This window comes from Streptomyces sp. JNUCC 63, assembly GCF_054366325.1.
On the sequence record NZ_CM135963.1, the window covers coordinates 1851341 to 1873315 of the forward strand.

The 21975-nt window shown below is 68.9% G+C and carries 18 protein-coding genes and 1 pseudogene; 9 read left to right on the forward strand and 10 right to left on the reverse strand.

Annotated features, from left to right (window positions below):
* Positions 1–212: 212 nt before the first annotated feature.
* The 3 genes from ACX25U_RS08370 to ngcE all read right to left on the reverse strand — a co-directional run bounded on the left by ACX25U_RS08370 (position 213) and on the right by ngcE (position 3596).
* Entirely contained in the window at positions 213–1139 is a 927-nt protein-coding gene (locus ACX25U_RS08370) for a carbohydrate ABC transporter permease (RefSeq protein ID WP_454390140.1), read from the reverse strand.
* Between the two features lie 2 nt (positions 1140–1141).
* Complete coding sequence (locus tag ACX25U_RS08375) at positions 1142–2068, reverse strand: carbohydrate ABC transporter permease (protein WP_454390142.1); 927 nt, start codon at positions 2066–2068, stop codon at positions 1142–1144.
* Positions 2069–2150: 82 nt separating this feature from the next.
* A complete protein-coding gene (gene ngcE, locus ACX25U_RS08380) occupies positions 2151–3596 on the reverse strand; it encodes an N-acetylglucosamine/diacetylchitobiose ABC transporter substrate-binding protein (protein WP_454390144.1) in 1446 nt (481 codons plus the stop codon).
* Between the two features lie 524 nt (positions 3597–4120).
* Between ngcE and ACX25U_RS08385 the strand changes: the two genes are divergently transcribed.
* The gene (locus ACX25U_RS08385) at positions 4121–7864 is read left to right on the forward strand and encodes a GH92 family glycosyl hydrolase (protein ID WP_454394159.1); all 3744 of its coding nucleotides are present in this window, start codon (positions 4121–4123) and stop codon (positions 7862–7864) included.
* A gap of 262 nt (positions 7865–8126) precedes the next feature.
* On the opposite strand, the gene acnA is transcribed toward ACX25U_RS08385, so the two are convergent.
* Positions 8127–10850, reverse strand: a complete 2724-nt coding sequence (acnA, locus tag ACX25U_RS08390; protein WP_454390146.1) for an aconitate hydratase AcnA — start codon at positions 10848–10850, stop codon at positions 8127–8129.
* A 319-nt stretch (positions 10851–11169) separates the two neighbouring features.
* On the opposite strand from acnA, the gene ACX25U_RS08395 reads away from it, so the two are divergent.
* Positions 11170–11367: a DUF4236 domain-containing protein gene (locus ACX25U_RS08395; RefSeq protein WP_073947165.1), complete on the forward strand. Its 198-nt coding sequence runs from the start codon at positions 11170–11172 to the stop codon at positions 11365–11367.
* A gap of 65 nt (positions 11368–11432) precedes the next feature.
* The gene (locus ACX25U_RS08400; protein ID WP_454390148.1) at positions 11433–12962 is read left to right on the forward strand and encodes a UDP-N-acetylglucosamine 1-carboxyvinyltransferase; all 1530 of its coding nucleotides are present in this window, start codon (positions 11433–11435) and stop codon (positions 12960–12962) included.
* Between the two features lie 67 nt (positions 12963–13029).
* Here ACX25U_RS08400 and ACX25U_RS08405 read toward each other — a convergent pair.
* Positions 13030–13569: pseudogene (locus ACX25U_RS08405) on the reverse strand (flavoprotein); the annotation flags it as partial.
* Positions 13570–13742: 173 nt separating this feature from the next.
* Here ACX25U_RS08405 and ACX25U_RS08410 point away from each other — a divergent pair.
* Positions 13743–14015 carry a CopG family transcriptional regulator gene (locus tag ACX25U_RS08410; protein ID WP_454390150.1) on the forward strand — a complete coding sequence of 91 codons (273 nt, stop codon included), beginning with the start codon at positions 13743–13745 and terminating at the stop codon, positions 14013–14015.
* A complete protein-coding gene (locus ACX25U_RS08415; protein WP_454390152.1) occupies positions 14012–14425 on the forward strand; it encodes a DNA-binding protein in 414 nt (137 codons plus the stop codon). The genes ACX25U_RS08410 and ACX25U_RS08415 overlap by 4 nt, the downstream gene beginning before the upstream one ends.
* Before the next feature lie 353 nt (positions 14426–14778).
* Here ACX25U_RS08415 and ACX25U_RS08420 read toward each other — a convergent pair whose 3' ends face one another.
* Positions 14779–15108, reverse strand: a complete 330-nt coding sequence (locus tag ACX25U_RS08420) for a hypothetical protein (RefSeq protein ID WP_454390154.1) — start codon at positions 15106–15108, stop codon at positions 14779–14781.
* A 168-nt stretch (positions 15109–15276) separates the two neighbouring features.
* Between ACX25U_RS08420 and ACX25U_RS08425 the strand changes: the two genes are divergently transcribed.
* Positions 15277–15459 (forward strand): helix-turn-helix domain-containing protein, encoded by a 183-nt coding sequence (locus tag ACX25U_RS08425; protein WP_454390156.1) that lies wholly within the window; start codon positions 15277–15279, stop codon positions 15457–15459.
* Between the two features lie 641 nt (positions 15460–16100).
* Here ACX25U_RS08425 and ACX25U_RS08430 read toward each other — a convergent pair.
* The gene (locus tag ACX25U_RS08430; protein WP_454390158.1) at positions 16101–16961 is read right to left on the reverse strand and encodes a sulfurtransferase; all 861 of its coding nucleotides are present in this window, start codon (positions 16959–16961) and stop codon (positions 16101–16103) included.
* Between the two features lie 76 nt (positions 16962–17037).
* Here ACX25U_RS08430 and ACX25U_RS08435 point away from each other — a divergent pair, with 76 nt between their 5' ends.
* Entirely contained in the window at positions 17038–17619 is a 582-nt protein-coding gene (locus ACX25U_RS08435) for a helix-turn-helix domain-containing protein (protein ID WP_454387067.1), read from the forward strand.
* Positions 17616–18170, forward strand: a complete 555-nt coding sequence (locus ACX25U_RS08440; protein ID WP_454387069.1) for a transposase — start codon at positions 17616–17618, stop codon at positions 18168–18170. The genes ACX25U_RS08435 and ACX25U_RS08440 overlap by 4 nt, the downstream gene beginning before the upstream one ends.
* Before the next feature lie 20 nt (positions 18171–18190).
* Here the strand turns inward: ACX25U_RS08440 and ACX25U_RS08445 are convergent.
* The 3 genes from ACX25U_RS08445 to ACX25U_RS08455 all read right to left on the reverse strand — a co-directional run bounded on the left by ACX25U_RS08445 (position 18191) and on the right by ACX25U_RS08455 (position 21367).
* Positions 18191–19005 (reverse strand): IS5 family transposase gene (locus ACX25U_RS08445; protein WP_454390160.1). Its coding sequence is split into 2 segments (ribosomal slippage): positions 18191–18648 and positions 18648–19005, totalling 816 coding nucleotides; the frame shifts between segments, so codons are not numbered across the junction.
* Between the two features lie 308 nt (positions 19006–19313).
* Positions 19314–21197 carry a Na+/H+ antiporter NhaA gene (gene nhaA, locus ACX25U_RS08450; protein ID WP_454390162.1) on the reverse strand — a complete coding sequence of 628 codons (1884 nt, stop codon included), beginning with the start codon at positions 21195–21197 and terminating at the stop codon, positions 19314–19316.
* The gene (locus ACX25U_RS08455; RefSeq protein ID WP_454390164.1) at positions 21197–21367 is read right to left on the reverse strand and encodes a hypothetical protein; all 171 of its coding nucleotides are present in this window, start codon (positions 21365–21367) and stop codon (positions 21197–21199) included. The genes nhaA and ACX25U_RS08455 overlap by 1 nt, the downstream gene beginning before the upstream one ends.
* A 231-nt stretch (positions 21368–21598) precedes the next feature.
* Here ACX25U_RS08455 and ACX25U_RS08460 point away from each other — a divergent pair, with 231 nt between their 5' ends.
* Entirely contained in the window at positions 21599–21805 is a 207-nt protein-coding gene (locus tag ACX25U_RS08460) for a hypothetical protein (protein WP_454394878.1), read from the forward strand.
* The last annotated feature ends 170 nt before the right edge of the window (positions 21806–21975 follow it).

The following is a 21975-nucleotide window of genomic DNA, read 5'->3' on the forward strand; positions in this document are numbered from 1 at the left end:
CCGCCGGGCCGGCTCCACGCACCCCGCAGACCCCGGAGGGCACAAGAGCGGCGGACGCGTGGCGCGAGGGCGCATGGACCCGTGACACGTGAGCGCCCGGCCCCGAGGCCCGCGCCGGGAGCCCGGGGCGTTTGAGCACGGCGCGGGCCCGTGGCCGGGGGTCCCGAGCCCGTGGTGCCTGGTTCGTGGGCGCGGGAGACGGGCGCCCGGTGCTACTTCAGAGCGCCGGCCGTCAGGCCCTGCACCACCTGGCGCTGGAAGACGATGTACGCGGCCAGTACCGGCAGCATGGCCATCACCAGGCCGGCGAAGAGGCCCGACCAGTCGCCCTTGTAGCCCTGGCTGACGGCCAACTGGACGAGGCCCTGGGTGAGTACATGCTTGTCCGGGTCGGTGTTCAGGACCGTCGGCAGCATGTACTGGTTCCACTGCCCCAGGAAGTTGAAGATCCCCACGCTGATCAGGCCGGGCTTGGCCATCGGCAGCATGATCTGGAAGAACGTCCGGGTGTGCGAGGCACCGTCCACGAAGGCGGCTTCGGCCACCGTGGTCGGCAGGGTCCGGAAGAACGCGGTCAGGAAGAACACCGTGAACGGCAGCGAATAGGCGATGTAGACCAGGATCAGACCGTGAATGGTGTTCAGCAGCCCCATGTTGTTCACGACGTAGAACAACGGGACCAGCGCGAGCATGATCGGGAAACTCATGCCGCCGATGAACAGGTAGTAGATGAACCGGTTCCCCGGAAACTCGAACCGGGCCAGCACATACGCCGCCATCGAGCCGAGCACCAGCGTGCCGACGAGCGAACCACCCACCACCAGCACGGTGTTGAGGAAGTATTCGCTCATGTGGGCGTCGCTCCAGGCCCGCGCCCAGTTCTCGAAGTGCAGCTTGTCCGGCAGCGACCAGGGCGAGCCGAAGATGGAGCTGTCGTCCTTGAAGGACGTCATCACCGCCCACACCAGCGGCATGACCACCATGATCGCCCAGATGATCAGAATGCCGTGCGAGAAAGCGTTGAGGACCTCGCCTTCCCGCTTCTTCCCACTCGGTTTTCCGGCTGCCGGCACACCGACCTTGGAAACGCCGACACCGGACTCGGCCGGAACGGGGGCGGGGGTCTCGGTCGTTTTCATGATCAGAACTCCAGCCGCTCGCGCCGCCCCAGCCGCATCACGATCGCCGCGAAGGCCAGCGTGACGATGAGCAGGGCGACGCCGATCGTGGTGGCGTAGGCGGCCTGACCGTCACGGAACGCCTTCTGGTACACGTACAGGACCATGACGGTGGTCGAGTAGTCGGGACCGCCCGGTCCGGTCGTCATGATCTGTACGACCGCGAACGACTCCGCGCCGAGGGCGAGGATGCCCATGTAGACCCAGCCGGACTGCACGGTGTCCCACAGCAGCGGCAGGGTGATTCGGAAGAAGGTGGTGAACCGGCTGGCGCCGTCAAGGAGCGCGGCCTCGTACAGGTCCGCCGGGATGGAGGCCATGCCGGCGGAAAAGAGGACCACGAAGAAGCCGACCGTGGACCAGACGAGCACCGCCATCACGCACCACAGGGCGAGGTTCGGGTCGCCCAGCCACACCGGCTGGACGCTGTCGAGCCCGATCCCGCGCAGTACGGAGTTGATCGCACCGCTGTCCGGGTTGTACGCGAAAGCGAACAGCAGGGCCACGATCGCGATGGACAGCACCTGCGGGAAGAAGTAGACGATCTTGTAGAACGAGGAGCCGCGGACACCGGAGATCACCGGCCCGCCCCTGCGGCGCCGCCCGCCCACATTGATCATGAAGGCGAAGAACAGCGCCAGACCGATCGTCACCAGCGGCAGCAGCAGAGCGAACAGCAGGCTGTGCTGCAACGACTTCCAGAAGATCTCGTCGTCGAGCATCCTCCGGTAGTTGTCGAAGCCGACCATCGCGAAGTCGGGGCTCAGGCCGGTCCAGTCCGTGAACGAATAGTAGATGGACTGGATGAACGGCCAGATCACCAAAAGCGCGTACAGCCCCAGGGGTGCCGCCAGGAACCCCATGATGAACCGGTACTTGCCGTGCTGCATTGCTGCCGACCCCGTTCTCTGGGCGGGTGTTGCCGCTGGTGACGGATCCTCACAACGGATTCACCGGTGCTTCACCGGTGTTTCACTGGTGCTTGTAGTGCTTGATCGACGTGTCCTTCGCGGCTTCGTCGGCGAAGCCCTGGATCTTCTTGATGGCCTCGGCCGGAGTGAGGCGGCCGGCCATCATCTCGCCGATGCCGGACACACCGATCTTCTCCTTCTGCAGCTGCACGTACCAGTCCTGCAGTCGCGGGTTCACCACGTTGGATCCGGCCTTCTCCAGCGCCGCGACGCCGGACTTCAGTCCGGGGGTGAGCGGAATTCCGCTGGTGCCGCCGTTGTACGCGGTGAGCGACTTCACCTTGGCGGTGAAGTTCTTCGAGGACGCCTCGCTGAGCATGATGCGCAGCTGCTCCATGCCGCCCTCGGCGTTCTTCGCCTTGGCCGGGACGATGAAGGGCTCGCCGCCGGAGGCCCAGATGGTGCCGAACGGCATCTTGTCGGAGCTGTCGATGCCGGTGGGCGCGGAGACGGCGAGATCGAAGTCCTGCGGGATGACGTTGGCGGACTCGTTCTCCACCCAGGAGCCGTTCGGGATGAACAGCGCCTTGCCCTTGGCCCAGGCGGTCTGCGACTGGATGTGGTCCAGGCCCGGGGTGCCCTTGAGGACGTAGCCCTTCCTGTAGAGCTCGTAGTAGGCCTCGAAGCAGGCCTTGACCGCCGGGTGTTTCCAGGCGTTGGGCTCGAGGTTGTCGATGGCGTCGAGGACCTCGCGGCCGCCGACCTTGCCGATCATCGGGTAGAGCGAGAAGGGGAGGTAGTACGGGTACTTCCCGGCGTACGTCCAGCCGGCCATGCCCTTCTTCTTGGCCTTCTCGCAGACCTTGAGCATCTCGTCCCAGGTCTCCGGGTACTTCTCGTCGAGCGAGTCCAGGGCCTTCTGCGAGTACCACACGCCGTACACCGTGTAGGCGTAGTACAGGATCCAGACCGGCTTGCCGTCGAACTGGCCCATCTCCACGATGCCCGGGCGCAGCGTGTCGCGGACCTTCTTGCCCGGGTCGTCGTAGGACGGCGCGTCCAGCAGCGGAGTGAGGTCCGCGAGCTGGTTCTTGCCGACGAGGACGCCCATGTCCATCTGCTCGGCGCCGGAGTTGTCGATGAGGTCCGGCGGGTTGCCCTGGTTGAAGCGTGGCTGGAGCGTGGACTGGATCTTCTGCGTGGCGGCGAACTTCACCTTGACCTTGGGGAAGTCCTTCTCGTAGATCTTCACCGCGTCCTCGGCGTACTCCTTGCCGAAGCCGCCGTCGAACAGTACGAATTCCATCTGCGCGGCGTCGTTGACGCCGAGCGGGTTCTTCTCGGTCTTCTTGCCGGTCTTGGCCTTGTCCTGGCCGCCACCGCCACCGCTGGCGCACGCGGACAGAAAACTCATCGTGGGGATGCTGATCAGGCCGAGTGCGGCGGACCGCTTGATCAGATCCCGGCGGCCGACGCCTCCGTGGTTCTCGGCGGAAGTGGATCCCATGCTCAAGTCCTCGCTTTCTCCAGGACTCAGGCGGTGAACCGGATCCTCCCCGGCACCGCGGTCGGGTCAAGCTGGGTCGTGCAGGAGTTACTTCGTGCGTCATCTACCGGGACCGGTGGGAAAACAAGGAGGCTGGCGCGTTTCGCACGTCAAACCACCTTTCCGGCTCCTCCCGGGCCCGCTTGACGATCCTTTGAACGGCCACACGGACGCCGACAGGTATAGTCCACTTCCCGCCAGCTGAGCAAGATCGAATGCAAGGTTCCCCTTCGGTCTTTTCCGAGTTGAGACCTCGCGGAAATATGAGCCGCCCGCGGGGTTCCTTGACGGAAATATCCGCGGCTTTGCGTCCGAATGCCACAGACAACACCCTTGACATCACTGGCCACTTGACTTCCTACTGGTCTCTGCGCACCGAGCTGACAACGTTGTCCGAAGCGCAGGTATCGCAGGGAGGGTCGTCGCGTATGCAGCGCAGAGCACGGCACAGATGGGGTCCGGCGGTCGTCACGACCGCCTTGGTCATGGCGGTCGGCTCGCAGGGAGCGGCGGTCGCCCTGCCCGGCAAGCCCCCGGCCGCCGGCCGGGAGTTCGCCTCCTCGTTCGAGACCGGCGAGCCGGCACCGGACTGGCTGAACACGGTCGACACCGCCGGGGACGGCGGCAAGCGCGCCTCGGGCGTGGACGGCGGCTACAGCACCGGCATCCCGGGCAACGTGAACGACCACGTCACCGACGTCCGGGCCAGCGGGGAGAACGCGGGCGCCGGCGAGGTGAAGGAGAACCTCGTCGACGGCGAGTCCGGCACCAAGTGGCTCACCTTCGAGCCCACCGGCTGGGTGGAGTTCGACTTCGACAAGCCGCGGAAGATCGCCCGGTACGCCCTCACCTCGGCCAACGACTTCGACGGGCGCGACCCGAAGGACTGGACCCTGAAGGGCTCCGCCGACGGCAAGGACTGGAAGACCCTCGACACCCGCTCGGGCGAGAACTTCTCCGAACGGTTCCAGACCAGGACGTACGACCTGGCCGAGCCGGCCGAGTACCGGCACTTCCGGCTCGACATCACGAAGAACAACGGCGCCTCGGGCATACTCCAGCTGGCCGACGTGCAGTTCTCCGCCGGCGACGGTGACGGTCCCGTCCCGCAGGACATGCTCTCCCTCGTCGACCGCGGCCCGAGCGGCTCCCCGACGGCGAAATCGGGCGCCGGCTACACCGGCAAGCGCGCCCTGAGGTACGCAGGCCGCCATACGGCCAAGGGCCGGGCGTACTCGTACAACAGGATCTTCGACGTCGACGTCGAGGTCGCCCGCGACACCCGGCTGTCGTACCGCGTCTACCCGTCGATGGCCGACGGCGACCGCGACTACGACGCCACCGACGTCGCCGTGGACCTCGCCTTCACCGACGGCACGTACCTCAGCCGACTGGGCGCCACCGACCAGCACGGCTTCACGCTGAGCCCGCAGGGGCAGGGCGCGGCCAAGGCGCTGTACGTCAACCAGTGGAACAACGTCGTGTCGCGGATCGGCTCGGTCGCGGCCGGCAAGACGATCGACCGGATCCTCCTCGCCTACGACTCCCCCACCGGCCCGGCGAAGTTCCGCGGCTGGCTGGACGACGTGGTCATCGAGCGGGCCGCCCCGGAGAAGCCCAGGGCGCACCTGTCGGACTACGTCCTGACCACCCGCGGCACCAACTCCAGCGGCAGCTTCTCGCGCGGCAACAACTTCCCCGCGACCGCCGTCCCGCACGGTTTCAACTTCTGGACGCCGGTGACCAACGCGTCCTCGCTGAGCTGGCTGTACGAGTACGCGCGCGCGAACAACGACGACAACCTGCCCACCGTCCAGGCGTTCAGCGCGAGCCACGAGCCCAGCCCCTGGATGGGTGACCGGCAGACCTTCCAGGTGATGCCGTCCGCCGCGTCCGGCACCCCGGACACCGGCCGCGCCGCCCGCGCCCTCGCCTTCCGGCACGAGAACGAGACCGCGCGGCCGTACTACTACGGGGTGGAGTTCGAGAACGGCCTGAAGGCGGAGATGGCGCCGACCGACCACGCGGCCGTACTGCGCTTCACCTATCCGGGCGACGACGCGAGCGTCCTGTTCGACAACGTCACCGAGCAGGCGGGCCTGACCCTGGACAAGGAGCACGGCGTCGTCACCGGCTTCTCGGACGTGAAGTCCGGGCTGTCGACCGGCGCCACCCGGCTCTTCGTCCACGGCGTGTTCGACAAGCCGGTCAAGGAGGGCTCTTCCAAGGGGGTCAAGGGCTACCTGAGCTTCGACGCGGGCAAGGACCGCACCGTCACCCTGCGCCTTGCCACCTCCCTCATCAGCGTCGACCAGGCCAAGGACAACCTGCGCCAGGAGATCCCGGACGGCACCTCCTTCGACACCGTCAGGGCACGCGCCCAGCGCGCCTGGGACAAGGTGCTCGGCAAGGTCGAGGTCCAGGGCGCCACGCCGGACCGGCTGACCACCCTCTACTCCAGCCTGTACCGGCTGTACCTGTACCCGAACTCGGGCTTCGAGAAGGTGGGCGGGAAGCACCAGTACGCCTCCCCGTTCTCGCCGATGCGCAGCGAGGACACCCCGACGCACACCGGCGCGAAGATCGTCGACGGCAAGGTGTACGTCAACAACGGCTTCTGGGACACCTACCGGACCACCTGGCCGGCGTACTCCCTCCTGACACCGGGTCAGGCGGGTGAGATGGTCGACGGCTTCGTGCAGCAGTACAAGGACGGCGGCTGGACCTCCCGCTGGTCCTCCCCCGGCTACGCCGACCTGATGACGGGCACCTCCTCGGACGTGGCGTTCGCGGACGCGTACGTCAAGGGCGTGTCGATGGACGCGAAGGCGGCGTACGACGCGGCCCTGAAGAACGCCACCGTCGTGCCTCCGTTCTCGGGCGTGGGCCGCAAGGGCATGGCCACCTCCCCCTTCCTCGGCTACACCAGCACGGCCACGCACGAGGGCCTGTCCTGGGCGATGGAGGGCTACGTCAACGACTACGGCATCGCCAGGATGGGCGAGGCCCTCTACAGGAAGACGGGCCAGAAGCGCTACAAGGAGGAGGCGGAGTACTTCCTCGACCGGGCCCGGGACTACGTCAACCTCTTCGACTCCGAGGCGGGCTTCTTCCAGGGCCGCGACGCCAGGGGCGACCGGCGTGTCGACTCCTCGAAGTACGACCCGCGCGTGTGGGGCCACGACTACACGGAGACCAACGGCTGGGGCTACGCCTTCACCGCACCGCAGGACAGCCGGGGCCTGGCGAACCTGTACGGCGGCCGGAAGGGCCTCGCGGACAAGCTCGACACCTACTTCGCCACGCCGGAGACGGCCTCCCCGGAGTTCGTCGGCTCCTACGGCGGTGTCATCCACGAGATGACCGAGGCGCGGGACGTGCGGATGGGCCAGTACGGCCACTCCAACCAGGTCGCCCACCACGTGATCTACATGTACGACGCGGCAGGACAGCCGTGGAAGGCACAGGAGAAGGTCCGTGAGGTGCTGTCCCGGCTCTACGTCGGCAGCGAGATCGGCCAGGGCTACCACGGCGACGAGGACAACGGCGAGCAGTCGGCCTGGTACCTCTTCTCCGCGCTCGGCTTCTACCCGTTGGTGATGGGCAGCGGGGAGTACGCCATCGGCTCCCCGCTGTTCACCAAGGCGACGGTCCACCTGGAGAACGGCCGGGACCTCGTCGTCAAGGCGCCGAAGAACAGCGCGAAGAACGTCTACGTGCAGGGCGTGCGGTTCAACGGCAAGGCGTGGAACTCCACGTCCCTCCCCCACTCCCTCCTCTCCAAGGGCGGCGTGCTGCAGTTCGACATGGGCCCGCGGCCGTCGTCGTGGGGAACGGACAGGAACGCGGCGCCCGTGTCGATCACGACCGGCGACAGGGTGCCGGCCCCCCGGTCGGACGTGCTGAAGGGTGAGGGGCCGCTGTTCGACGACACCTCGTCGACGGACGCGACCGTGACGACGGTGGACCTGCCGGTGGCCGAGGCCACCAAGGCGGTCCAGTACACCCTGACCTCGTCCGCCGACCGCGCCGAGGCCCCGGCCGGCTGGACCCTTCAGGCCTCCGCCGACGGCAGGACCTGGAAGACGGTGGACCGGCGCTCCGGCGAGTCCTTCGCCTGGGACAGGCAGACCCGCCCCTTCACGATCGCCTCGCCGGGCACGTACCAGAAGTACCGCCTGGTCCTGGACGGTGAATCGGCACTGGCGGAGGTGGAGCTGCTGGTCTGACGCACACACCGCGCATGCCGGAGGGGCGGGTCCCGAGGACCCGCCCCTCCGGGCCGTTCGGACACCGATCGGCCACCGGCCGGGATGGGCGAGGCGGGAGCGGCTTCCGTCCGGCGGGTTCCGGTCCACCGGATGGGAGCGCTCCCACCCCACTTGGCAATGAAGTTAGCGTGGACGGCGGCGGCTGTAAACGCCTGGCACCGAAGAGCGGGGGCCGCACCCCCGTTGCCGGGGATGCGGCCCAACTGCCCCAGGCGAACCGTTACTTGCGGATCAGGCTGCGCAGCACGTACTGCATGATGCCGCCGTTGCGGTAGTAGTCGGCCTCACCGGGGGTGTCGATGCGGACGACCGCGTCGAACTCGACACCAGCGTCGGTGGTGACCTTCACCGTGTTCGGCGTGCGGCCCTCGTTGAGCTCGGTGACGCCGGTGATGGAGAAGGTCTCCTCGCCGGTCAGGCCGAGGGTTTCGGCGGAGTGGCCCTCCGGGAACTGCAGCGGCAGGACGCCCATGCCGATGAGGTTCGAGCGGTGGATGCGCTCGTAGGACTCGGCGATGACGGCCTTGACGCCGAGCAGCGCGGTGCCCTTCGCCGCCCAGTCGCGGGACGAGCCGGAGCCGTACTCCTTGCCGGCCAGGACGACCAGCGGGACGCCCTGCTCGATGTAGTTGCGCGAGGCGTCGTAGATGAAGGAGACCGGGCCGCCCTCCTGCGTGAAGTCGCGGGTGTAGCCGCCCTCCGTCCCCGGCGCGATCTGGTTGCGCAGGCGGATGTTGGCGAACGTGCCGCGGATCATCACCTCGTGGTTGCCGCGGCGGGAACCGTAGGAGTTGAAGTCGCGGCGCTCGACGCCGTGCTCGGTGAGGTACTTGCCCGCCGGGGTGTCGGCCTTGATGGCGCCGGCCGGGGAGATGTGGTCGGTGGTGACCGAGTCGCCCAGCTTGGCGAGCACCCGGGCGCCGGCGATGTCCTCGACCGGCTCCGGCTCCATGCCCATGCCCTCGAAGTACGGGGGCTTGCGGACGTAGGTGGACTCCGGGTCCCACTCGAAGGTGTTGCCGGTCGGGACGGGCAGGGACTGCCACTGGGCGTCGCCGGTGAAGACGTCGGCGTAGCTCTCGCCGAACATCTCCTGGCCGATCGCGGAGGCCACGACCTCCTCGACCTCCTGCTCGGAGGGCCAGATGTCCTTCAGGTGGACGGCCTTGCCGTCCTTGTCGAGGCCCAGCGGCTCGGTGGTGATGTCGATCCTCATCGAGCCGGCGATGGCGTAGGCGACGACCAGCGGCGGGGACGCCAGGTAGTTCATCTTGACGTCGGGGTTGATCCGGCCCTCGAAGTTGCGGTTGCCGGACAGCACCGAGACGACGGCGAGGTCGTGCTCGTTGACGGCCTGGGAGACCTCGTCCGGCAGCGGGCCGGAGTTGCCGATGCAGGTGGTGCAGCCGTAGCCGACGAGGTTGAAGCCCAGCTTGTCGAGGTACGGGGTGAGGCCGGCCCGGTCGTAGTAGTCCATGACGACCTTGGAGCCCGGGGCGAGGGTGGTCTTGACCCACGGCTTGCGGGTCAGGCCCTTCTCCACGGCCTTCTTCGCGACGAGCGCGGCGGCCACCATGACGTACGGGTTGGAGGTGTTGGTGCAGGAGGTGATCGCGGCCACGGTGACGGCGCCGTGGTCGAGTTCGTACTCCGTCCCGTCGGGGGCCTTGACCGGCACCTTGTGGGTCGGGGCGCCGTTGGAGATGGCCGGGGCGTCGGAGGCCGGGAAGGACTCCTTGCTGGCCTCGTCGACGTCGCCGCCGTCCTTGACGTAGGCGCGGACGTCCTGGTTGAACTGCACCTTGGCGTCGGCCAGGACGATGCGGTCCTGCGGGCGCTTGGGGCCGGCGATCGAGGGCACGACGGTGGACAGGTCCAGCTCGAGCTTCTCGGAGAAGTCCGGCTCGGCGTCCGGGTCGAGCCACAGGCCCTGCTCCTTGGCGTACGCCTCGACGAGCGCGAGCTGCTGCTCGGAACGGCCGGTCAGCTTCAGGTAGTTGATGGTCTCCTGGTCGATCGGGAAGATCGCCGCGGTGGAACCGAACTCCGGCGACATGTTGCCGATCGTGGCGCGGTTGGCCAGCGGCACGGCGGAGACGCCCGCGCCGTAGAACTCGACGAACTTGCCGACCACGCCGTGCTTGCGCAGCATCTCGGTGATGGTCAGCACCAGGTCGGTGGCGGTGGTGCCGGTGGGCAGCTCGCCGATGAGCTTGAAGCCGACGACCCGCGGGATGAGCATGGAGACCGGCTGGCCGAGCATGGCGGCCTCGGCCTCGATGCCGCCGACGCCCCAGCCGAGGACTCCGAGGCCGTTGACCATGGTGGTGTGCGAGTCGGTGCCGACCAGGGTGTCCGGGTACGCCTTGCCGTCGCGGACCATGACGACACGGGCCAGGTACTCGATGTTGACCTGGTGGACGATGCCGGTGCCGGGCGGGACGACCTTGAACTCGTCGAAGGCGGTCTGGCCCCAGCGCAGGAACTGGTAGCGCTCCTTGTTGCGGCCGTACTCCAGCTCGACGTTCTGCTTGAAGGCGTCGTTGGTGCCGAACTTGTCGGCGATGACGGAGTGGTCGATGACCAGCTCGGCCGGGGCCAGCGGGTTGATCTTCGCCGGGTCGCCGCCGAGCTCCTTGACGGCCTCGCGCATGGTGGCGAGGTCCACGACGCAGGGCACGCCGGTGAAGTCCTGCATGATCACGCGGGCGGGCGTGAACTGGATCTCCTGCGACGGCTGGGCCTTGGCGTCCCAGGTGCCGAGGGCACGGATGTGGTCGGCGGTGATGTTCGCGCCGTCCTCGGTGCGGAGCAGGTTCTCCAGCAGCACCTTCAGGCTGTAAGGCAGTCGGGCCGAGCCCTCGACCTTGTCAAGCCGGAAGATCTCGTACGACTCGTCGCCCACCTGCAGCGTGCTGCGGGCGTCGAAGCTGTTCGCCGACACGACAGTCTCCTTCACTCATGTGCGCGTACCACCACGATCCTGCCGCCACGGCGACTCGGCCACTCCAGTAAGGTGAAGCTAAGTTAGGCGTACCTTACTCGGGAGGCGGCTATGGTGCTCCTGGCAGATATCTCGATGTCGAGATAACTCTAGTACATGGGGGCGGGATGGTCATGCGCGGGCGCGGGTGGGGGCGGGCGCGCCGCACGCGACCCGGCCCGACCGGGCACTCCCACCCATCAGCACGCCAAGTCGGGGTATCCGGAAGGAATCCGGCGGCGCACGCGACCGCCACCACTGCCTTCGGAAGGAGGACCGCATGCCGCTGACGTTCCGCAAGAGTTTCCGGATCCTTCCGGGAGTGCGGCTGAACATCAACAAGCGCTCCTGGTCGTTCACCACCGGCGGGAAGCACGGGCCGCGGTACACCCACAGCAGCACGGGACGTCGTACGACATCGATGGATTTGCCCGGACCTTTCGGGTGGCGTCGAACCCGTAGGGCCAAGCGTCACTGACGGTGCATCACCCGAATGGACCCCCTCAAGAGGCGCCATCTCATATCTGAGATAACCTCAACCCCATGGCAGACGACTACCTCGCACGCATCGGCAAGCTCATCCGTGACGCCCGACAGCACAGAGGCTGGACACAGGCGCAGCTGGCCGAAGCACTCGGCACCAGTCAGAGCGCCGTCAATCGCGTCGAGCGCGGCAACCAGAACATCAGCCTTGAGATGATTGCCCGCATCGGCGAAGCCCTGGACAGCGAGATCGTATCGCTGGGCTACGCGGGCCCGATGCACCTGCGGGTGGTGGGCGGGCGCCGCCTGTCCGGCGCCATCGACGTGAAGACGAGCAAGAACGCGTGCGTGGCCCTGCTGTGCGCCTCGCTGCTCAACCAGGGGCGCACGGTGCTGCGTCGGGTGGCCAGGATCGAGGAGGTGTACCGCCTGCTGGAGGTGCTGAACTCCATCGGCGTGCGCACCCGCTGGATCAACGACGGCACCGACCTGGAGATCGTGCCGCCGGCCGACCTGGACATGGACGCGATCGACGCCGAGGCCGCCGTGCGCACCCGGTCCATCATCATGTTCTTCGGACCGCTGCTGCACCGCACGGACCACTTCAAGCTGCCGTACGCGGGCGGCTGCGACCTCGGCACGCGCACCATCGAGCCGCACATGATCGCGCTGCGCCGGTTCGGGCTGGACATCACCGCCACCGAGGGCCAGTACCACGCCGTGGTGGACCGTTCCGTCCGCCCGGGCCGCCCGATCGTACTGACCGAGCGCGGCGACACGGTGACCGAGAACGCGCTGCTGGCGGCGGCCCGCCACGACGGCGTGACCGTCATCCGCAACGCCTCCTCCAACTACATGGTCCAGGACCTGTGCTTCTTCCTGGAGGCGCTCGGCGTCCGGGTCGAGGGCATCGGCACCACCACGCTCACCGTGCACGGCATGCCGGTCATCGACACCGACGTGGACTACTCCCCCTCCGAGGACCCGGTGGAGGCGATGAGCCTGCTGGCCGCCGCGGTCGTCACCGAGTCGGAGCTGACGGTGCGCCGGGTGCCGATCGAGTTCCTGGAGATCGAGCTGGCGGTGCTGGAGGAGATGGGCCTCGACCACGACCGCGGCGAGGAGTACGTCGCGGACAACGGCCGCACCCGCCTGGTGGACCTCACCGTACGGCCCTCCAAGCTGGAGGCGCCCATCGACAAGATCCACCCGATGCCGTTCCCCGGCCTGAACATCGACAACGTCCCCTTCTTCGCGGCCATCGCGGCCTCCGCGCAGGGCAAGACCCTGATCCACGACTGGGTCTACGACAACCGCGCCATCTATCTGACCGACCTCAACCGCCTGGGTGGCCGCCTGCAACTCCTCGATCCCCACCGGGTGTTGGTCGAGGGCCCCACCCGCTGGCGCGCGGCCGAGATGATGTGCCCGCCGGCCCTGCGCCCCGCCGTGGTCGTCCTGCTGGCCATGATGGCCGCGGAGGGCACGTCGGTGCTGCGCAACGTGTACGTCATCAACCGGGGTTACGAGGACCTCGCGGAGCGGCTGAACTCGGTCGGGGCGCAGATCGAGATCTTCCGGGACATCTGACCATCCGATGCCGTCGGCCCCCTTCTGGCCTGCGTCGGTGCGGGTCTGGAAGGGGTTGCCATGCCGCCACCTTGGGTTCCAAGAGGTCCAGCGCCTCCGTCCAGCGGAAGCGGTCGGCGCCTCCCCCGGCCTTCGGCCGGTGCGGTTCGTACGAGCCGAGCAGGACGCCCATCCCGGCGAGCCGTTCCGGGCTCTGCCGGTAGACCGGGTGGGCGGCCTGGGCGGCGTTGAGGTACGGCAGGACGGCGATGGGGACATCCATGCCGTACGCCTCGCAGAGGATGCCCAGGGCGAGGGTGCCGGAGATGCCGGCGGCCCACTTGTTGACCGTGTTGAACGTGGCCGGGGTTACGGCGGTGGCGTCCGCGGGAGGCAGGGGGGAGGCCTCTCCAGGTGTGCGCCAGGCTGAGCGGATCGGGTAGCCGGTCTGCGCTTCGATCGCTTCCGCGTCGAGGAAGCCCGGTCCCTGCGGGGTGGCGACGACGCCGACGTCCCAGTGCCGTTGCCGCGCGGCGGTGATCAGCGTGCCGGCATCGCCGGAGATCCCGCAGGCGCAGACGACGACGTACAGGAAGGGCTTCTTGTCCGGGACGGTCGGCTCGGTCACAGTCACGCGGGGACTCCCCTACACGCCGTGTGCCTGCCCCAGGGGCGGAGCCCTTGGGGCAGGCGGGCTCCCTCGACATCCCGTTGTCCGCCGCCACTCCCGCATCGCCGCCGGGGTCGGAGATCCAGGCTTGGATCAGGCACATCGAGAGCACTATGAGTAGGATAAGTGGCATGAGCGAGCCTACCGGTAAGTACTCGATCACCATGCCACGTGACATCGCCGAAGCCGCCAAGGCCCGCAGCGGTCCCTCCGGCCTGTCTGCTTACGTGGCTGCCGCCGTGGCCCGGCAGATCGAGCGCGACAACCTCAACGAACTCATCCAGGTCGCCGAGGCCGAGCACGGCCCCGTCACCGACGAGGAGATCCAGGCGCTGCGCGACCAGCTTCACCAGGCACGCCGCGAGCAGACCCATCAGAAGCAGGGCGGGGCGAACGCCGCGTGACTCGCTCCCCCGCCGTTCCCGGCGGCACCCTGGTCCTTGACAGCGAGGGGCTTGCCAAGGCCGTGCTGCGCGACCGTACCGTCACCGGCTGGCTCGCCCTGGCCCGAGCCGACGATCTCCGGGTGATCACTTCTGCGGCCGCCCTGGTGGAGGTGGTGCATCCCCGGGTCAAACGCCCGGCACTGGAGTGGACACTGTCCCGACTCGTCGTCGAACCGGTCACCGAGCCTCTCGCCCGCCACGCCGCCGGCCTCCTCGCCGACGCCGGCTTGCACGGCCACAAGTACGCCATCGACGCCATGCTCAGCGCCACCGCCCTCGCCGCCCCGGGCCCCGTCACGATCCTCACCTCCGATCCCGAGGACCTGACCGCGCTGTGCGGCGGGCGGGTCACCGTGATCAAGGTCTGACACCGCGAGGCCGCGAACACGTTCGCGGGACGGCCGTCCAGGACCGTCCCGCGCCCACCGCACACCCACTGCACTCCCCACTCCCAGACCGGCGCCGACCCTGGAGGCCCCGCTCACCGAGGGCGAGTCCGGCACCCACCGCTCCACCCTCACCCCGCTCCCCGGCCAGGGGCCCCGTCACGACTGACCTCGCTCTCCCGGGCGGTCTCACCGGTGACCACCCGGGGCAGGTCGCCCCTCAGCCAAGGAACCAGCACCAGTGGTACGTCGAAGTCAGACCAGCAATCCCCCGCTCGGCCGTCGTCCTGACCTCGGGCGCCGACTGGCGTGAACGCACCGCCAGTCAACGGCGTTCAAGTGGCGGTGACTTCCCCCTGCCCAAGCGGCAGGCAGGGAAGATCGATGCTCTGCAGCGCACGATCAAGGTCCTGCGGCTGGCCATCAACACCAAGCACCGGTCCGAGGCGCGCTATCTCTTCAGCCGGGCCCGAGCCCTCGTCGAAGCCCTTCCGGCTTCGCAAACCGTGCAGGAACGCCAACAACTCTCCGAGCTCCGGAAGAAGTTCGCAGCAGGCGGCAAGGCGCTCCCCCAGAGCGGGCTGCGCTCCTGGGGCATTCCGCAGGACCTCACGGAACGTGCCGAACTCGTCGTCGCGGAGCTGGCCGCCAACGCCGTTCTCCACGGCCGCGTGCCCGGCCGCTGCTTCCGGCGGACGCCGAACCCGATGTGCTCCGCACCGGCGGGCGCGGCCTGGTGCTCGTCGCCGCCCTCGCCGACCACTGGGACTGCGTCCCCTACCGCCCAGCGGCAAGACCGTCCGGGCGGTGCTCTCGACGCCGGTCGTCGAAGCGTGACCTCGTCGGCCGACACGAGCCTCGGCGCAACGCAGGTACTCATGAAGCTGGAAGGAGTGGGCCGGCACATCCGGCAGGAGCGGGTACGCGCGGGTATGAACCAGCGTGATCCGGCAGAACACGCCGGGCTCAGTCAGCCCACGCTGCACCGGATCGAGCAGGGTGCCGAGCGACACTGAACGTCACGGAGCTGGACCGGATCGCACGGGCGTTGGACGTGCCCGTGCGCTACCTCCTCCATGGAAACCCGGTCACCGACCGGGTCTTCGTCGCTCCGCGAACAGCGCGGGAGGCCACACAAGAGGATCTGGACGAGGCGAGACGGCTGGTCGTCGATTGGTCGTCGATCGCTGAGGCATCTGACCAGGCCATGGGCCTGCACGGCGTATCCGCCGGTGAGGACCAGAGGATAGGGGGAGCCGAGGTCGCGGTAGCCGCCTGCGTGGGACGCTCCGCAGGGCTTCACGGAACGTGCCGAAAACGTCGTGGCGGAGCTCGCCGCCGACGCCGTGCTCCTCGACACCAAACCCTCGCCCTGCGCGAGCGGGACGACGGTGAGGCCGGGCGGACGGGGAGTACGGCTGTACCGGCACAGCCTCGACCTCTCCCGCGATCCCGGACAACTCCAGTCGGTTGTCCGGGAGATCGCCGGACGGTCGGCCGGAGCCGGTCGAGCCGTCGGACGGCCTGCGGCTGGGCCTCGGACAACAGCAGACGGTCGCCCACCCGCTTCCCCCGCGGACGCGCGATGAGCGCCTGGCCGCCGGCAGGCCTCCCCGGACGGTTCGGGTCCGGGGAGGCCGGGTGAGCCGGGATGCTGTCAGTCGACCTCGAGGGGGAGGGCCGGGTCGGCGGCCCACTCGGTGAGGGAACCGTCGTAGACGGCGACGTCGGAGCGGCCGAGGACAGCCAGCTGGAAGGCCAGGCCGGTGGCGGCGATGCCGCTGCCGCAGTACGTGATGACCTTCTTGGACTCGTCCAGGGCTCCGGCGTCGTCGAAGAGCCCGCGGACTTCGTCCGGGCCGCGGAAGAGGCCGTCGGAGTCGGCGAGGTCGGGGAAGGGGACATTCGTGCTGGAGGGGATGCGGCCCGGGCGGGCGTAGGTCTGGCGGGTGCCCGCGAAGGTCGGCCGGTCGAGGGAGTTCACCAGCTGGGTGCCGGGGTCCTCGATCGCGGCGAGGACCGCGTCCTTGTCGGCGTGGAGCTCGGGACGACGCCGGGCGGCGAACACGGCGGGCTCGTTGGACTCCACGCCGCTCTTGACCTCGTAGCCCACCCGGATCCAGGCGGGGAGACCGCCGTTCAGCACCGACACGTCGTCGAAGCCCTCGTATCGCAGGTTCCACCACAGACGGGTGGCCCAGATGTTCGGGCCCTGGTCGTAGACGACCACGTGTGTGCCGGGGCCGACGCCGAGAGCGCCGAGCCGGGCGGCGAACGTCTCGCTGTCGAGCGCGGTGAACGTGGTGGCCGCGTCGGGGTCGGCGAGGTCGTTCAGCAGGTCGGCGAAGACGGCTCCGGGGATGTGGGCCTTCTCGTACGCCTGGCGGCCCGACTCCACGTCGTAGTAGCCGTCGCCTTCGGGCTGGGTGAGAAAGGTGGTCGCGTCGAGAATCCGGATCGCGGGGTCCCCGAGGCGCTCGTGCAACCAGGCCGGGTCCACCAGCAGAGGGTGAGACATGCGTATTTCCTTTCCTTAGTGCTGCGTTCCTCAAGGTGGGCGTATGTTCGGTAGGGGGCGTGGGCAGGAGGGCGCCATGCCGAAGTTTCTGTATGCGCGACCGCCGGCCGATCCGGTCGAGGAGCGGAAGGTCCGCAAGCTGGCGGGGGCCCGGCATGCGCCGGGCGACTGGATCCTGCGGGCCCGGATGATCGAGGCCAGCTGGCGGGGGCTGCACACCACGGCGATCGCCGCCGAGCTGGGCTGCCACCCGCAGACGGTGCGGGAACGGCTGGCGCGGTTCAACGCCGAGGGCCTGGACGGGCTCGGCGACCGGCCGATCAGCGGGCGCCCGCGCCGGCTGACCGAGGCCGAGCGTTCGGCGATCATTGCCCTGGCCCGCGGCGACCCGCCCGGGCGCCCGGTGCCCGGCCCCGACGGCGCCCTTCAGGCCGCCGACGAGGCCGGGGCGCCGACCTGGACGCTGGATACGCTCACCGCGGCCGCCCGGGAGCGCGGTATCGACGTGCACCGCAGCCAGGTGCGCAGGATCCTGCTGGCCGAGCAGGTGCGCTGGCGCCGTACCCACTCCTGGGCGACCAGCAAGGACCCCGACTTCGCCCCAAAAGAACGGCGGTCGTCGGGCTCTACACCGACCCGCCGCCGTGCTCCACGGTGATCTGCGCCGACGAGCTCGGTCCGGTCATCCCGCGCACCTTCGCCCCCGCGCCGGGCTGGTCCGTGGGCGGGCACCGGATCAAGGCGCCGCTGGAGTACGCCCGTGGCCGGGAGAAGACCTGGGTGTACGGGGGCCTGCGCATCCGCGACGGCCAGGAGGTGACCTTCTGCGCGCCGCGGCGCAACACCGCCGGCTGGCTCCACCTGCTGCAGGAGATCGCCCGGGCCAACCCGCGGGGCCAGGTCTACGTCGTCGCCGACAATCTCTCCAGCCACACCAGCGGCCCCGTCCGCAGGTGGCTGAGGAAGCATCCGAGGGTCCATCAGGTCTTCATCCCCGTCGGCGCGTGCTGGCTGAACCTGGCCGAGGGGTGGTGGCGGATCTTCCGCAAGACCGCGCTGGCCGGGCAGACCTTCGCCGATCCCGACGAGATCGACCAGGCCACGGCCCTGGCCACCGCCCAGCTCAACGCCCGTGCCAAACCATGGGTTTGGGGACGCTCCCCGCCACCGCACCGCCGACTACGCCGGAAGTTCGTCTACCGGCTTTGAGGAACGCAGCATTAGAGGTCCTAACAGAGTGCTCGTACGCGCCGGTACAGGATGAGGCAGGTAGCGAGCTGCAGGAAGGCCTCGTGGATGTCGTCGCGGTGCTCCCAGCGGATCCTGAGGTGGCGAAAGCCGTGCAGCCAGGCGAACCCGCGTTCAACTACCCAGCGGTGGATGCCCAGTCCGGATCCATGGGGCTGTCCGCGGCGGGCGATGACCGGGGTGATGCCCAGGGTGCGAACCTTGCGGCGGTAGCGGTCGTGGTCGTAGCCGCGGTCCGCGTACAGCCGCCGGGGCCGGTGCCGGGGCCGCCCGCGGCGCCCCCGCACCTCGGGGACCGCCTGCAGCAGCGGGACCAGCTGGGTGACGTCGTTGCGGTTGCCGCCGGTGAGCGTCACCGCCAGGGGGGTGCCGCGCCCGTCGCAGATCAGGTGGTGCTTCGAGCCCGGCCGGGCGCGGTCGACCGGACTCGGGCCCGTTTTGGGCCGCCCCGCAGGGCACGCACGTGGGAGGAGTCGATCGCGGCCCGGGAGAAGTCCAGCTGGTCGGCGCCGTGCAGCTTCGCCAGCAGGACCTCCTGCAACTGGTGCCAGACATTGGCCTCGTTCCAGTCCCGCAGCCGGCGCCAGCAGGTCATCCCGGAGCCGAAACCCAGCTCCTGCGGCAGCCACTCCCACTGGATATTGGTGTGCAGCACGAACAGGATGCCCTGCAGCACACGGCGGTCGTCCAGCCGCTTGCGGCCTGGATGATCGGAGCGGCGTTCGATCTTCGGCAGCAGCGGCTCGATCAGCGCCCACAGGGCGTCGTCGATCTCCCAGGGTTTGGGGCGAGACATCGCGCACCTCCTGGCCAGAGCGGATCCGCACCAGAATCTCCAGGTTAGCGCAAATGTTCCATTTTGTTAGAACCTCTTACAGCCCCCGGCAAGACGCCGAGGTGTCCTGTAAACGTACCTGTTTGAGAAACATGTCTCAGTATGCGGACATCCGGGTGGCTTGAGGGCCAGCATCGAATCCAGCACGTGGCCGTGCGGGTGAGCCGTCGGCTGACAGCCCCGGTCCTCAGGCGTGAGGGCGGGGGCTGTCAGCCGGCCGGGCAGAGACCGCTCCGCCGGGCGCCCGAGCCCGGCCGACGCCGGCCGGGCTACCGCGAGCCCACCTCGGCGGTGGACGCCTCGAGTTCGCGGGCGAGGGTCGCCGCGTCGGAGGGTCCGGTGTGCCGGCGGTTGCCGATGAAGAAGGTCGGGGCGCCGCTGGCCCCGCTCGCCTCGGCGCTGGCGGCGTCGGCCCGTACCCGCGCGGCCGTCTCCTCGGAATCGAGGTCCCGCAGGAACAGCTCGACGTCGAGTCCGGCCTGGGCGGCATAGCCGACGATGTCGTCGAACTCGAGCTCGTTCTGGTGGGTGAACAGCAGGTCGTGCATCTGCCAGAAGCGTCCCTGCGTGTCAGCGGCGACCGCCGCCCGGGCGGCGAGTTCGGCGTTCGGGTGCACATCGGGCAGCGGCAGGTGCCGGAAGACGTAGCGGAGCCGGTCGCCGAAGCGCTGCTTCAGTTCCTGGGCGACACCGGTGGCATGGGCGCAGAAGGGGCATTCGTAGTCGCCGTACTCCACCAGGGTCAGGGGTGCGTCCACGAGACCCTTGACATGGTCCGTGGCCGGGTCGACGGGGCGGTCGAGGATGCGGGGGAGGTCGGCGTCCGTCTCGCCGCGCAGAACCGCGGCCAGGCGGAACGACACCCATCCCAGAACCGTCGCGAACACGGCCGCCAGCAGGACGCCGACGGTCGCCTGGGCGCGGAGAACCGGATCGTCGAAGGCGAGTCCGGCGATCAGCAGGGAGACCGTGAAGCCGATCCCGGACAGCACGCCACCGCCCAGTACGTGGCCCGGGCCGACACCCCGCGGAAGCCTGCCCAGGCCGAGGCGGGCGGGAAGCAGCGCGCCGGCTCCGATGCCCACGAGCTTTCCGACGACGAGGCCGATGATGACGGCCCAGGTGACCTTGGAGGTCAGGGCGTTGGTCAGGACGCCGCCGCGCAGGTCGACGCCGGCGCTGGCCAGGGCGAACACCGGGACGATGAGGTAGCTCGTCCAGGGGTGGAGTGTCGTCTGCAGCCGCTCGTTGACGGAGACGGCGCGCTTGAGTCCCCTGCGTGCCGTCAGGCCCACATCCGCTCGGGGGGACTGACGGAAGGCGCGGAAGAGCCGGACGGCCCGCTCCACGGCCTGGCGTGCGGGGGGCTGGGCAGGGATGAGCAGACCGCCGAGCATGCCGGCGATGGAGGCGTGGAGTCCGGCTTCGAAGGTGGCGAGCCACAGCGCGAGAACGATCAGCACGTACGGGGCCGCACGCCACACACCGAGGCGGGTCAGCCCGGCCAGGACCACGCACAGGGCGAGCGCGACCAGCAGCGGCCTCAGGTGGACCGTGTCCGAGAAGACGAAGCCGATCACGGCGACGGCCACGATGTCGTCGATGACGGTGATGGCCAGCAGGAAGACCCGTAGTTGCGTGACGAACCGGGGGCCCACGATGGCGAGTGCCCCCAGCATGAACGCGGTGTCGGTGCCGATGACCACACCCCACCCCTGGACGGCTTCGCCCCCGGGTGCGATCGCCAGGTACAGCAGCACGGGGATCAGCATGCCGCCGATCCCGGCCAGGGCCGGGATCACGATACGTCGGCGGTCGGTCAGCACGCCCACGGAGACCTCGTAGCGGACCTCCAGACCGATGACGAAGAAGAACATGGCCATCAGGCCGTCGCTGACCCAGTGCCCCAGGTCCATGGACAGACCGGCCCCGCCGATCGAGAACGAGGCGTCGGTCGCCCAGAGCGACGTATAGGCCTCCGACCAGGGCGAGTTCGCCCACACCAGGGCCACCACGACAGCGGCCAGGAGCAGGCCGACACTGCCCGCCTCGGTCGTCAGGAAGGCGCGCACCGGGCCGGAGAGCTGGGCAACCAGCGTGTCCCTCCTGGCCGGGGTCTGGGAGGCCGGGTCGTTCTTCTTCCGTATCGCCATCACCGGCTCCCCTGTGCCGGAGTCAGGACCTGCGTGGTGGTGAAGGCGGTCTTCCAGCCGGTGATCCTGCACTCGGGGAAACCCGCCAGGGTCTCCCCGTCGTGGATGTCGTGGATGTCGTGGATGTCGTAGCGGCTCTGCCCGGAGTTGTCACGGACGGTGGTGCTCATGCGCTCCCTTCCTGCGGGCTCTTCGGGCGGACCACGGGCGGTGCGGCGACCGCCCGGCTCGGCACGGGGTGACGGCTGACGTCCGGCACACGGGCACCTGGTACGTCGGAGAAACGTCCCGCCCCACTTACTCTCATCTGGATCAAGAGTCACGTTTATTCCCGATGCGGGTCCGTATTTCCGGTCCGGGGCCCGCATCCGGGCACGGAAGCGGGTCCGAACGTACGGGTGGTGACCCTCGCGACCGGGGTGTCCGCCGCACGTCGGAGGATGCCGGAGGACGCCGACTTCGCCATCGGTCCCTCGTACCTGATGAAGCCGGGCGTGTACCGCGACGGCGGCCTCGAACGGACCTGGCGCACGAAGATCCTGTCGCTGCTCGAGGAGCACCACTACGGCGAGGGCCTCGGATCGCGTCCCGCCTCGTGGTGTAAGTGACCTTGCTCGACGCGTTCCGGTAAGCCGCACGCCGGCCCCTCATGAGGCAACGGCCCCGCATCATGCGCTGCTGACCTGCCGCCAGCGCCATGGGCGGCCCTTGAACCGCGTCGATGCGGCGGTGATCTGCGTATTCCACGTGCTTGATCGGCTGCACCGCCCGGCGGGAC

What these genes read in the sequence shown, in the direction of transcription:
- ACX25U_RS08395 (WP_073947165.1), top strand. Translation starts at nt 11,170, where the DNA reads ATGCCGCTGACGTTCCGCAAGAGTTTCCGGATCCTTCCGGGAGTGCGG.
- ACX25U_RS08375 (WP_454390142.1), bottom strand. Translation starts at nt 2,068, where the DNA reads ATGCAGCACGGCAAGTACCGGTTCATCATGGGGTTCCTGGCGGCACCC.
- ACX25U_RS08385 (WP_454394159.1), top strand. Translation starts at nt 4,121, where the DNA reads ATGGCGGTCGGCTCGCAGGGAGCGGCGGTCGCCCTGCCCGGCAAGCCC.
- ACX25U_RS08430 (WP_454390158.1), bottom strand. Translation starts at nt 16,961, where the DNA reads ATGTCTCACCCTCTGCTGGTGGACCCGGCCTGGTTGCACGAGCGCCTC.
- ACX25U_RS08400 (WP_454390148.1), top strand. Translation starts at nt 11,433, where the DNA reads ATGGCAGACGACTACCTCGCACGCATCGGCAAGCTCATCCGTGACGCC.
- ACX25U_RS08370 (WP_454390140.1), bottom strand. Translation starts at nt 1,139, where the DNA reads ATGAAAACGACCGAGACCCCCGCCCCCGTTCCGGCCGAGTCCGGTGTC.
- ngcE (WP_454390144.1), bottom strand. Translation starts at nt 3,596, where the DNA reads ATGGGATCCACTTCCGCCGAGAACCACGGAGGCGTCGGCCGCCGGGAT.
- nhaA (WP_454390162.1), bottom strand. Translation starts at nt 21,197, where the DNA reads ATGGCGATACGGAAGAAGAACGACCCGGCCTCCCAGACCCCGGCCAGG.
- ACX25U_RS08410 (WP_454390150.1), top strand. Translation starts at nt 13,743, where the DNA reads ATGAGCGAGCCTACCGGTAAGTACTCGATCACCATGCCACGTGACATC.
- ACX25U_RS08435 (WP_454387067.1), top strand. Translation starts at nt 17,038, where the DNA reads ATGCCGAAGTTTCTGTATGCGCGACCGCCGGCCGATCCGGTCGAGGAG.
- ACX25U_RS08455 (WP_454390164.1), bottom strand. Translation starts at nt 21,367, where the DNA reads ATGAGCACCACCGTCCGTGACAACTCCGGGCAGAGCCGCTACGACATC.